Annotated in this window: 11 protein-coding genes; 3 read left to right on the top strand and 8 right to left on the bottom strand. The window is 38.2% G+C overall.

Translation table 11 applies throughout. The features are described from left to right. Positions 1-73: 73 nt before the first annotated feature. Both EZJ28_RS05470 and uvrA read right to left on the bottom strand, forming a co-directional pair. Positions 74-1,315 (bottom strand): hypothetical protein, encoded by a 1,242-nt coding sequence (locus tag EZJ28_RS05470; RefSeq protein WP_131395727.1) that lies wholly within the window; start codon positions 1,313-1,315, stop codon positions 74-76. 133 nt (positions 1,316-1,448) lie between these two features. After that, the gene (uvrA, locus tag EZJ28_RS05465) at positions 1,449-4,238 is read right to left on the bottom strand and encodes an excinuclease ABC subunit UvrA (RefSeq protein ID WP_131395725.1); all 2,790 of its coding nucleotides are present in this window, start codon (positions 4,236-4,238) and stop codon (positions 1,449-1,451) included. A 233-nt stretch (positions 4,239-4,471) separates the two neighbouring features. Between uvrA and EZJ28_RS05460 the strand changes: the two genes are divergently transcribed. Next, positions 4,472-5,056: an RNA polymerase sigma factor gene (locus tag EZJ28_RS05460; protein ID WP_131395723.1), complete on the top strand. Its 585-nt coding sequence runs from the start codon at positions 4,472-4,474 to the stop codon at positions 5,054-5,056. A 253-nt stretch (positions 5,057-5,309) separates the two neighbouring features. Here EZJ28_RS05460 and nth read toward each other — a convergent pair whose 3' ends face one another. After that, complete coding sequence (nth, locus tag EZJ28_RS05455) at positions 5,310-5,966, bottom strand: endonuclease III (protein WP_131395721.1); 657 nt, start codon at positions 5,964-5,966, stop codon at positions 5,310-5,312. Between the two features lie 32 nt (positions 5,967-5,998). On the opposite strand from nth, the gene bcp reads away from it, so the two are divergent. Next, entirely contained in the window at positions 5,999-6,454 is a 456-nt protein-coding gene (gene bcp, locus EZJ28_RS05450) for a thioredoxin-dependent thiol peroxidase (protein ID WP_131395720.1), read from the top strand. Between the two features lie 38 nt (positions 6,455-6,492). Here the strand turns inward: bcp and EZJ28_RS05445 are convergent, their stop codons facing one another. The 5 genes from EZJ28_RS05445 to EZJ28_RS05425 all read right to left on the bottom strand — a co-directional run bounded on the left by EZJ28_RS05445 (position 6,493) and on the right by EZJ28_RS05425 (position 11,202). Beyond that, positions 6,493-6,873 carry a DUF4258 domain-containing protein gene (locus tag EZJ28_RS05445; protein ID WP_131395718.1) on the bottom strand — a complete coding sequence of 127 codons (381 nt, stop codon included), beginning with the start codon at positions 6,871-6,873 and terminating at the stop codon, positions 6,493-6,495. A 3-nt stretch (positions 6,874-6,876) separates the two neighbouring features. Next, positions 6,877-8,079: an alanine dehydrogenase gene (locus EZJ28_RS05440; RefSeq protein WP_131395716.1), complete on the bottom strand. Its 1,203-nt coding sequence runs from the start codon at positions 8,077-8,079 to the stop codon at positions 6,877-6,879. Between the two features lie 55 nt (positions 8,080-8,134). Then, positions 8,135-8,746: a hypothetical protein gene (locus EZJ28_RS05435; protein WP_131395714.1), complete on the bottom strand. Its 612-nt coding sequence runs from the start codon at positions 8,744-8,746 to the stop codon at positions 8,135-8,137. Positions 8,747-9,116: 370 nt separating this feature from the next. After that, on the bottom strand, positions 9,117-9,521 hold the full coding sequence (tsaE, locus tag EZJ28_RS05430; protein ID WP_131395712.1) for a tRNA (adenosine(37)-N6)-threonylcarbamoyltransferase complex ATPase subunit type 1 TsaE: 405 nt from the start codon (positions 9,519-9,521) through the stop codon (positions 9,117-9,119). Between the two features lie 130 nt (positions 9,522-9,651). Beyond that, positions 9,652-11,202, bottom strand: coding sequence for a bifunctional response regulator/alkaline phosphatase family protein (locus tag EZJ28_RS05425; RefSeq protein ID WP_131395710.1), 1,551 nt, complete (start codon positions 11,200-11,202; stop codon positions 9,652-9,654). 120 nt (positions 11,203-11,322) lie between these two features. On the opposite strand from EZJ28_RS05425, the gene EZJ28_RS05420 reads away from it, so the two are divergent. After that, positions 11,323-12,552, top strand: coding sequence for an HD domain-containing protein (locus tag EZJ28_RS05420; RefSeq protein WP_207388432.1), 1,230 nt, complete (start codon positions 11,323-11,325; stop codon positions 12,550-12,552). Positions 12,553-12,556 lie beyond the last annotated feature (4 nt).

Here is a 12,556-nt window from a genome sequence, read left to right as displayed (position 1 = left end):
TCAGCGAGGAGCTTCAGGGGTTTTCCAACTAACCAACCAAAAAATTAAATTATGAACTTGTCATCTACATTAATTATACTTTCATATTTCGTGCCGAACTTCTTGATCTTGAGGAATTTTTTGATCTAATTACTTCAGATCTAGATGTTCCCGAAGACGACCTGGTTCTTGCCGAAGGTCTCCTCTGAGTACTTTGACGTTGGACAGCCGGTTTCCTTTCAGAAGTTCTGGATGATCTTTCAATAGATCGGCTCCTGGTTTCTGTTGGTCTTTCAACATTTCTAATTCTTCCCTGACTTTCCACCTTTCTTTCCATGGTACGATTTGGAGTCCTTACCGATTTGTTTTCAGAAGATCTTTCTCTTGTCTTTACATTATCACTCCCCGTAGACCGGCCTCTCGAATTGGTACTTATTTCAGTTCGTGAACCATATGTCCTGTTTCTGGCATTGTCACTCCTGCTTATGGCTTTTCTTTCGTTCCTTTCAGAATAGGACCTCGTCCTGTCTTTAGTATTTTCTGATCGCGCGCTTCTATTTCGATCTGAATAAGTCTTGCTTCTGGCAACACTTTGTCTGGTAGCCATACTAGTATTAGATCTGCTGGTCACAGCTCTCAGATCGCGCTTACTCGTAGTTCTGTTCCCATAATTATAAGAACGGACTTGATCTGAAGGTCTGTAAAAATTCCTTCTACCGTTATTCTTTACATAATAAGTATTGTAAACGTTTACATACTGGTTATATGAAATCCTGTGAGGCTGATAATAAGCTCTGTAAGGCCTGTTAAATACAATACTTACATTTACATGCGGACGGCTATAATATCTATGCCATGGACGGTAAACATATCGCCTGTTGTAATGATTTATAAAACCACTGTAGTGTGAGAAATGATGGTGATGATCATAGTGGATATGTAAATTTCCTATACGCGAAATACGCCCAAAATTGTTATATCTTATAAATACATCTCCCGCCTGAATTATTCTACCGTAATAATCATAGTATACCGGAACGGTTTCTATCTGGATTACCGCGCCATAATCGTCATACTGTATATAAGGATCATAATTATAACCCGAGTTATAACTGATGTTTACACTTGGAGAGGAAATATGAACAGAATTACCTCTTCTAAAGTCCGGGTTAAAGTAAAAGTCGAATTCACCATTTGGGTAAACCGCAAACTCTACGCCTCGCTCAATAAAGATGAATGAATCGTTATAATAACTGGTGGTTGGGTTAGAATTTCCGGATGCCGCTACTGACCATCCAATAAATAGGACTGCGAATAAAAAGGTCAGGTTTCTCATGGTAGTAAAGTATTTAATTAAGAACATTTTCTCAATTAAATACAAAGCACGTGCCAAAGTCCGGAGAGAGCGGCTTAAGCAAGGATATACGTATTAAATAAGTGTTCAAAAACCTGAAAATTAGGTACTTATGTTATTTCAGTTTTTGTTTTAGGTATTTAGCGGTATATGATTCTTTTATCCCGGCCAGTTGTTCAGGAGTCCCTTCACCAATTATATGACCTCCATTTTCGCCTCCTTCAAGGCCAAGATCTATCACATGATCTGCACATTTAACCAGGTCCATATTATGTTCTATCACGATTACCGTATGGCCTTTAGAAATAAGGGCATTGAATGATTTAAGAAGTTTCTTAATATCGTGAAAATGCAGTCCTGTGGTTGGCTCATCAAATATAAATAAGGCCTTGGATTTGGTATTTCCTTTCACAAGGAAGGATGCAAGCTTAATTCGTTGCGCTTCTCCTCCGGAAAGGGTGGAGGAGCTTTGTCCCAGCTGTACATATCCTAATCCTACATCGCGTAAAGGTTTGAGTTTTTTTACGATCTTTTCCTGTCCGTGCTCATCAAAGAAAGCTGTCGCATCATCAATGGTCATATTCAGGATATCATCGATATTTTTCTCATTGAAAGTGACTTCAAGAACTTCCTTTTTAAAACGTTTACCATTACAGGCTTCACACTCCAGGTGAACATCAGCCATAAACTGCATTTCTATGGTTACTTCCCCTTCACCTTTACAGGTTTCACATCTCCCTCCGTCTACATTAAAAGAAAAATGTTTGGCTTTAAAGCCTCTTAATTTAGCCAGACGCTGACCTGCAAAAAGATTTCTGATATCATCATAAGCCTTGATGTAAGTTACTGGATTGGACCGGGAAGATCTACCAATAGGATTCTGGTCTACAAATTCAACGGTTCCCAGTTTTTTGAGATCTCCTTCTATTCCGTTGAACTGACCCGCTTTTTCCCCGTAACCTCCAATTTCCTTCTGAACTGCAGGATAAAGTATTTTTTTTACCAATGTACTCTTTCCGCTACCCGATACACCGGTTATGGCTGTAAAAACTCCCAGTGGAAATTCAACATCTATATTTTTCAGATTGTTTTCCCGGGCCCCCAGTACTTTAATCTTATTTTTTGTAGTCCGTCGCTTTTCAGGAATTTCAATTTCCATTTTTCCGTTCAGGTAACTGGCAGTGAGGGAATCTGATTTTAAAATGTCCTTCATAGTTCCGGTGGCAACCACATGACCGCCATTGGTACCTGCTTCAGGTCCTATATCGATGATCTCATCGGCTGCATTCATGATCTCTTCATCATGCTCTACTACGATCACTGTGTTACCAAGGTCACGCAAATGCTTTAACACACCAATAAGTTTTTCAGTATCTTTTGGATGTAAACCAATAGAGGGTTCATCAAGAATATACATGGAGCCCACCAGGCTGCTACCCAGTGAAGTTGCAAGGTTGATCCTCTGGGATTCACCTCCTGATAAAGTATTGGATTTCCTGTTAAGAGTTAAATAGTCCAGACCAACGTTTGAAAGAAATTCGAGTCTGTTCCTAATTTCAGTAAGAAGTCTTTTCGCTATCTTCTCATCATACTCATTGAGTTCTAGATCATTAAAGAAAGCTCTTACTTTATTTAGAGGCTTCTCAACCAGGTCGGTAATACTGTGACCGTTGATCTTGACATACTGAGCCTCCGGTCGCAACCTTTTTCCTTTACAAGCCGAACATTTTGTTTTTCCACGGTATCGGGAAAGCATCACCCTGTTCTGGATCTTATAGGCCTTACTTTCCAGGAATTCAAAAAACTGATTAATACCCTCAAAATATTGATTCCCGTTCCAAACAAGATCTTTCTGCTCATCGCTAAGCTGGAAATAAGGTTTATGAATAGGAAAATCGAATTTGTGTGAATTTTTTACCAATTGGTCACGGTACCAGCTCATGCTATCACCCCGCCATGGGAAGATTGCGTTTTCATAGATTGATAAGCCGGTATTGGGAATTACAAGGTCTTCGTCTATCCCTATCACATCTCCGTAACCTTCACACTTCGGACAAGCCCCATAGGGATTATTGAAGCTAAAAAGGTGAACATTCGGTTCCAGGAAACTCATCCCATCAAGTTCAAATTTATTGCTGAAATGCCTCTGGCTGTGATCCGATAACTTTTCAAGGAATAATTCTCCCTTACCTTCATAGAATGCCGCTTCAACTGCATCTGCAAGACGATTATAAAAATCTTCGTCATCCTTTGTAATGATACGGTCCACTACCAGCCAGGTATTATCATCATGCGCCGTAGAAAGGTCAGCCTCATCTATTCTCAATACTTCAGAATCTATCTTGATTCGGCTATAGCCCTGCTGAGCCAGGATCTTTATTTTTTTCTCAAGAGACCGGCCTTCTTCAACATGAATAGGAGCGAGGAGTAGAAGTTTCTCCCTTTCAGGAAATTCCTTGACAAAGTTGATGACATCGGTGACCGAATCCTTCTTTACCTCATTACCTGATATAGGGGAGTAGGTTTTTCCAATTCTGGCAAATAAGAGTTTGAGATAATCATAGATCTCTGTAGAGGTTCCTACGGTGGACCTGGGATTGGTAGAATTTACTTTCTGCTCAATAGCGATTGCCGGGGCGATCCCTTTTATATAATCAACTTTAGGTTTGTTCAGCCTTCCAAGAAATTGTCGCGCATAAGAACTAAGGCTTTCCACATATCTTCGCTGCCCTTCGGCATAGAGGGTATCAAATGCAAGGCTGGATTTACCAGATCCCGATAAACCGGTAATAACAACCAGTTTATTCCGGGGTATAATAGCATTTATATTCTTGAGATTGTGCAGCTTTGCACCTTTTATTATAATATTCTTTTTGGGGTCTGCTTTGGTTATATCTACTGTCATTCCTGCTTCTGCTAAAACGGCAAAGGTACTCAATATGAGGCGGGAAAGAAAGGAGTTAAAAACCTATAGTATTGTTAAAAAATTAAGTTTTTATTTGTATTTCTCAATTTTATCTTGCTATATTTGAGGCTTAACAACCGAAATCTTTTAGCCTATAGCGCACAGTTACTTTTAATAACTAAATAACCTAACCCTCAGGAAGCCCTAAATTCCTGTACATTAAAGTAACTGTTATGAATAACACTAAGGTAACTGACGCTTCGCTCGTTCGTGATTATCTTGATGGAAATGAAAATGCACTAGGCGCCCTCATCAATCGTCACCAACATCGTATTTACAGTTTTATTTTTTCTAAGGTCTTCGATAAAGATATCGCTGAAGATATTTTTCAGGACACTTTTATAAAAGTAATCCGGACCCTGAAAAGAGGAAAGTACAATGAAGAAGGGAAGTTTCTACCCTGGGTAATGCGCATCTCCCACAATCTTGTAATAGATCATTTCAGAAAAAACAAACGAATGCCCATGTTTGATAATAGTGGGGATTTCAACATCTTTTCCGTTCTAAGCGATAATGATCTGAATGCAGAAAAACAACTTATTAAGGATCAAATAGAATCTGATGTTCAGGAACTCATTAAAGAACTTCCGGAAGATCAGCTGGAGGTTTTAACAATGCGTATCTACAAGGATATGAGTTTTAAGGAAATCTCTGAACGCACCGGGGTGAGCATAAACACTGCACTGGGAAGAATGCGATATGCGCTCATCAACCTTAGAAAGATCATTGAAAAGAGAAATTTGATTTTAACCAATTAATCGAACAATATCCCCCCATTTGTTGCGTTATTCTATAAAACCATCGAAAAATAATACCAAATGGGGAAACTTTACTTTAAAAACTCTTCGAAAGAAGAAAAAATTAATCATCCACAACCAAAGAAAGAGACGATTCGCTTTCTACTTAATTATTCAAAAGCACTGAGTGTAATTGAATACAAGAAGATGAAGTTTGAAACGCTTCTGAATTAATTAAATATAAAGACCTGTTTTATTAGCCAGCAGGTCTTTTTTATTTTCTCTTTTTCAAATATTCTTTGATTACGCTTTTTCTTCCGATAGTTTTTGTGATGATATCCTTTTCAAGATCCCAGCCTCTTGCAGGGGAATATTGCCTTCCATACCAGATGATCTGGAGATGAAGTTTGTTCCAAAGATCTTTTGGAAAAAGGCGCTTCGCATCTTTCTCGGTTTGGGTTACATTTTTCCCATTGCTAAGATTCCAGCGGTACATTAGTCGGTGAATATGAGTATCAACAGGAAAAGCCGGAACATTGAAGGCCTGGGAGATCACCACACTGGCGGTTTTATGACCTACGGCAGGCAATTCTTCCAGGGCATCCATATCTGCTGGGACCTCACCATTATACTTTTCTATTAAAATTTTAGAGAGACCGTGTATTCCTTTGGACTTCATAGGTGATAATCCAACCGGTTTGATGATCTCTCTTATTTCTTCTACTGAGAGTTTGACCATCTTATAAGGATTATCGGCTATTTCAAATAATTTTGGGGTTATCTGATTAACTTTCACATCGGTACTCTGGGCTGAAAGCAAGACGGCTATCAGTAGCGTATAAGGATCTTTGTGATCTAAAGGAATTGGAATTTCCGGATATATATCATTTAACGTATCAATAACGAAGTCTACCTTTTCCTGTTTGGTCATAAAATTTTAAATTTAGAGCAAAAGTAATAATTATGACAACATTGAAAGCAGGGGATAAGGCTCCCGATTTTAAAGCCGAAGATCAGGATGGTAACGAAATAAAACTTTCAGATTATAAAGGAAAGAAATTAGTACTCTTTTTCTATCCGAAGGCAAGTACCCCTGGCTGTACAGCAGAAGCCTGTAATCTAAGTGATAATTTTGAACTTATGCAAAAGAAGGGTTACGAGATACTGGGGGTAAGCGCAGATTCTAAAAAACGCCAGCAAAATTTTAAGAACAAATATGATTTTCCTTATCCGTTACTGGCTGATGAAGATAAAGAAGTGATTAATGCCTATGGAGTGTGGGGCCCCAAAAAATTTATGGGGAAGGAGTATGATGGCATTCATAGAACTACTTTTATCATTGATGAAAATGGGAAAATTGAAGAGGTTATCAAAAAGGTGAAGACCAAAGCTCATGCAGAACAGATCCTGGAGGAATAACCGTTCCCTAATTCAAACAATTCATAAAAAAGACGAATTTATTCGTCTTTTTTAATTTTCATCTGCTTTATAGTAGCCAGGCTGTCGCAATTCTCTATTTCCAGTTCTAATAAGCGGCTTTCTATTCTACCGGATATAAAATAGATATTGCAGGGATCCTTATGAGTTAAGCTCTTATCAAAGTTAACATCTCCATCTTCCAGAATAGATGAAACCACGGCTGTGTCAATATCATATTCCTGAAAAGAAAGAAGAGAGCTATCGGAAAAAGTACGTTTTTTGGTCTTGATGTTCTTAAGTACACGCGCATTGGGAGAATAATCACAGGAGGCTTTCTTTCCTCCCAGAAAGAAAATCAGAATGACGATTCCAAAAAATAGCCCCAGGCCATAATATGCCAGGCGATGAATAAGCTTCATATTCTAAAATATCAACAGATTAATGTCACGGTAGGAAAGATTAAACCAGTCTGCAATAGACTTATTGGTTAAAATTCCGTGGTAAAAATACAAACCACTTCGTAAACCGCGATCAAATCGTAAAGTATTTTCCAGGCCACCTTCTTCAGCAATATGTAAAAGATAGGGTGTAAAAATATTGCTTATTGATAATGAAGAGGTTCTCGCGTAACGGGAGGGAATATTAGGAACACAATAATGAATTACATCATGTTTGGTGAAGATAGGCTCATCATGTGAGGTTATTTCGCTGGTTTCCACACAACCGCCCATATCTATACTAACATCTATAATAACAGCACCTCGTTTCATAGATCTCACCATATCTTCGGTAATAAGTACGGGTGACCTGTCTTTCCCTCTTACCGCACCAATAACCACATCGGCACGTTTTAATGCTTTTAAAAGGTTCTTTGGCTGAATTGTACTGGTATAAAAGGTGTTTCCAAGATTTGCCTGGATATTTCTGAGCTTCGTTAATGAACTGTCAAATACTTTTACGCTTGCCCCCAAACCTATAGCAGATCGGGTGGCGAATTCTCCAACGGTTCCGGCTCCAATAATCACAATCTCCACCGGAGGGACTCCACTGATATTCCCAAACATGAGCCCGTTACCTTCTTCATGGTTACTCATTATTTCCGAAGAAATGAGAATTGAAGCGGTTCCGGCAATCTCGCTAAGAGCCCTTACAATAGGGTAACTACCATCGTCATCCCTGATGAATTCGAATCCTAGGGCTGTAATTCTTTTTTCGGCAAGTTTCTGAAAATATTCTTTACACTGGGTCTTTATCTGTAGTGCAGAGATAAGGATTGTTTGAGGGTTTATGTATTCAAGTTCCTCACTGGATGGGGGTTCAATTTTGAGAATGATAGGGCAGGAGAATACCTTTTTGGTGTCCTTAGTTATTTCGGCTCCCGCATCAGAATAGTCCTTGTCGCTGAACCTGGCCCATTTTCCAGCCCCGGATTCGATCATCACCCTGTGTCCATGAGCGGTTATGGCGGCTACTGCATCGGGACTCAGGCAGATGCGTTTTTCCTGGTAAGCGGTCTCTTTAGGAATTCCTATAAAAAGCTGACCTTTACTCTTATATATCTCAAGGGTTTCTTCCTGAGGTATTAGCTGTTCCTTGGTAAAAGGTGAAACCTGCTGTTTTCCCATATTTCTATGTTAACGCAGTTAAATTACAACTAAATTTATAAAAAGAAGAATAGACTTATAGTTTACGGTAATAGTCTTCAAGAATAACCTCAGAATTAGAATATACATCATCAAAATCTTCTTCTTCCTGGAAATTCTTTATCTCTTTCATGTCTTTATCAGAAATGGGAGAAAAAACAGATATTTCTGTTTCTTCCAATTCTGATAAATCTATGCCATAGACACGGTCAAAGATCTTAACACGAACCAGATAAACTATAGAAAGAATAATTATGAAGAAAGGAGCTAAATAAAGAAGTCCGTTGATATCCATGAACCTACTTGTGTCCATATATACATCCTGATAAAAGGCAACTACTAATTGAAACGCATACATTCCAGTTGGAATCAGGATAACATGATACCACCAGTGTTTACAGGTGAAGAACCAAATTAATAGGAGTAAAAGTGGAACAATTTTACCTAAATATGTCCAGGCAGCAGTAAGGACGTCTAAATAAAACTTACTTTCGTAAGTAAAAAAAGAAGTTTCCCAAACGGGAGCGCTTGGGAAAATCTCATATAAATAAAATAAATAAGGTGAAAATGCTATAGTGAGGGCAATAATACTACCCAGCAGCAGGTACTCTGATCTTCGTTCTGTCGACCGCTTGCTCTTTGATTTCATTTTTGTTAGTGTCATCGTCTGAAGTTGAAGTTACAAAAAAACTTGCTCCAAATATTGCGGCTGCGAAAAGTATTGCTTTTAGTTTCATCTTTATAGGTTTTTAAATTGGTAATTCGTTTTGTTTTCTGATAACAAACATATGGCAACTTAAATTCCTATAAATTAATATATTAGTCGTACCTTTGCGCCCTTTTTAGAGGCCGAAAAAGCCCCAAAAACCGCTGAAAAAACTTTAGATATGTTAGTTTAAAATTATTTATAAATCGTTCAATGAATTAAATTAAAAAAATCCTCTTTATAAATTTCCCGTAAAAGTAATAAAATTCTTACAATTATTTTTTTGCCGTGGTTCGACACCAAATTAATTTCTTTAACAAAACTTTAACTTTCTGGTATCCTCAGATTCGACCTCTAAATGCAATTTTTGGGTGTTTTCCCCCAATAATCTTTCCACCTTTTCGGGCCATTCTATTAAATTCCATCCATCGGAATCCAGATAATCTTCCAATCCAATGTCCAAAGCTTCTGTATCGTCTTCAATTCGATAAAAATCGAAATGGAATACAGATCCTTCCTCTGACTCGTAATGGTTAACTAGTGAAAACGTAGGACTGGAGGCGACATCGCGTACGCCCAGGGCTTTAACCAGCTCTTTTATAAGCGTGGTTTTTCCTGCACCCATTTCACCGTAAAAAAGCAATGTTTTGCTCTTTGTGTTACTAAGAATGTAATCTACGGCTACATCCAGTTCTTGAAGTTTGTAGGTTAACTCCATAATTTCAAAATGTCAGATTCGGGACTGTAAAGATATATAAAAAATGGATAAATAGACACATCTACCTGATAATCAGTTTCGTATGTAATTGAATAATGCTTTATATCGATAAAAACATGTATTTTATCGATTATTTTGGATTTAGGACTACAAAAGGGATTACAATTTCCTCCAGTGATATCCCTCCATGCTGGTATGTATTTCTGTAATAACTCACATAATGATTGTAATTGTTGGGATAGGCGAAGAAAAGATCCTCCTTGGCAAAGATGTAAGAACTACTCATATTTATTGTTGGCAGGTGAACAGATTTTGGATCCTCTATCGCTAATACCTCTTTATTCTCATAGGTAAGACTTTTACCGGTCTTATATCTTAAATTAAGACTGGTATTCTTATCTCCTATGACCTTGGAGGGGTTTTTTACATTGATCGTTCCATGGTCTGTGGTGATGATAAGTTTGAAGCCGGACTGCTGTGCTTTCTGAATTATCTCCAGCAAAGGTGAATTCTTGAACCAGCTTTGAGTAAGGCTCCGATAGGATTTATCATTAGAAGCAAGCTCCTTGATGACCTCCATCTCTGTCTTGGCATGGGAAAGCATATCCACGAAATTATAGACCACTACAGTAAGGTCATTGGATTTCTGGGTTTTGAAATTATCTACCAGCTTTTTACCAGCCTTTAAACTACTAATTTTGTGGTATTCAAACTTAAGTTCCTTCCCGAGACGCTTTAACTGTTCTCTAAGGAATTCAGCTTCATAATTGTTTTTTCCTCCTTCTTCTGTGTCATTCTTCCAGTAATCAGGGAATAGTTTCTCCATGTCACTGGGCATAAGCCCCGAGAATATAGCGTTTCTCGCATATTGGGTAGCCGTAGGCAGAATACTATAGTATGGCGTTTCCTTTTCTTTCTTATAATATGTATTTATAATAGGCTCAAGACTTTTCCACTGATCATATCTTAAATTATCCACTACGATCATTAAAGTGGGCTGGTCGTCTTTTAACTCAGGCAGAACCATTTTCTTAAATAGCGTATGAGACATTACCGGTGGTTCGCTGCTTTTTTCAAACCAGCTTTGGTAGTTTTTTGAAATGAACTTAAAGAACTGGTTGTTGGCTTCCAGTTTTTGCGATTCTAGGATCTCAAACATGCCCGAGTCTTCGATATCTTCAAGTTGAAGCTCCCAGTAAACCAATTTCTGATAGAGTTCTGCCCATTCTTCCCAGCTGTTTACCTGAGACATATCCATGGCGATCTTTCTGAATTCCTGCTGGTAATTTGAGGTTGTCTTTTCAGAAATCAGCCTGGAATGATCCAGGTTCTTTTTGATGCTAAGCAGGATCTGATTTGGATTAACTGGCTTTATAAGATAGTCGGCGATCTTGGAACCTATGGCTTCTTCCATAATATATTCCTCCTCACTCTTTGTGATCATTACAATAGGAACGGTCTCTCTTCGTTCCTTTATTTCAGAAAGAGTTTCGAGGCCGGTAAGCCCTGGCATATTTTCGTCAAGAAAAATGATATCGAAGTTCTCTTCTTCAATAAGGTCTAAGGCCTCAGTACCGCTTTTACAGGTTTGTACTTCATAATTGCGTGATTCCAGGAACATTATATGTGGTTTCAGCAAATCTATTTCATCATCTACCCATAGTATTTTAATAGAACTCATATATTGGCGTCTTATTTTGAAATCTATATGAAATTAGCGGTTATGCCTGCATTTCAGGATTATAACACTGGCTGGTTTCATATATGTATCTTTGTTTTTAAATTAACTCAAAAATATAGCTTGGCTTCACAAACTAAACTTAAAATATTAAACGACCCAATTTACGGTTTTATTACCATTCCGAATGAGAGGGTCTTCCGTATTATAGAGCATCCATACTTTCAAAGATTACGCCGAATTTCCCAGATGGGACTTTCATATCTGGTGTATCCCGGAGCTCATCATACGAGGTTTCATCATGCGCTTGGATGTGTCCATCTTATGCAGAAAGCGGTGCGAGTGCTTAGGTATAAGGGGGTTGAGATTTCGGAAACGGAAGAAGAGGCGCTTCTTATCGCTATTTTGATGCATGATATTGGTCATGGTCCTTTTAGTCATGCAATGGAACACAGTCTTGTGGAAGGGGTTGATCATGAGACTATTTCGCTTCTTTTTATGGAGGAGATGAATGCCAACTTTAACCAAAGTTTAACGCTTGCAATAAAGATATTCAAAGGCAGTTATGATCGCAATTTCATGAATCAGCTGATCTCCAGTCAGATGGATATGGACAGGCTCGATTATCTGAAAAGAGATAGCTTTTATACCGGTGCTGTAGAGGGAAATATAAATAGTGAGCGAATTATTACCATGCTGAATGTTGTGAACGATGAACTGGTGATCGAAGAAAAGGGGATCTATTCTGTAGAAAAATTCCTCATAGGCCGCCGACTTATGTACTGGCAGGTTTATCTACACAAAACAAGTCTGGTGGCAGAACAGCTTCTTATCAGAGTTTTAAAAAGAGCAAAGGAACTTATTGAAAAAGGTGAAAAGTTGCACGCAAGTGGGGCTTTATTATACTTTCTTGAAAATAAGATTACCAGGGATAACTTTACTAATGAAACGCTCGAAATCTTTTCACGGCTTGATGATAATGATGTGATCTCTGCAATGAAGGAATGGATGTATTCTGACGATTTTGTACTTAGCAACCTTTGCGAGATGATAATCAACAGAAACCTTCTTAAGGTCAAGATTAAAAAGAAAAGGCCTTCAGAAGCCAAATTAGAGAAACGTTCCAGAGCCCTTCAGGATAAATACGGAATTTCAGAAAAAGAAGCCTCATACTTTGTTTTTGAAGGAGAAATAGCCAATCTGGCCTATAAGAGAGAGAAGAACAATATCAATATTCTGCATAAGAATGGGAAGATCAGTGATGTAATTAAGGTCTCAGATCAGCTAAACCTTAAGGCCCTCACCAATACAGTGACCAAATTCTATATGTGTTATCCTAAAGTGAGAGATTAAAGCA

It is taken from the genome of Gramella sp. KN1008 (genome assembly GCF_004332155.1).
In the GTDB taxonomy this organism is placed as follows: Bacteria; Bacteroidota; Bacteroidia; order Flavobacteriales; family Flavobacteriaceae; genus Christiangramia.
Note: the sequence above shows the minus strand (reverse complement) of the source record. Positions and strands in the feature narration are given on the sequence as shown.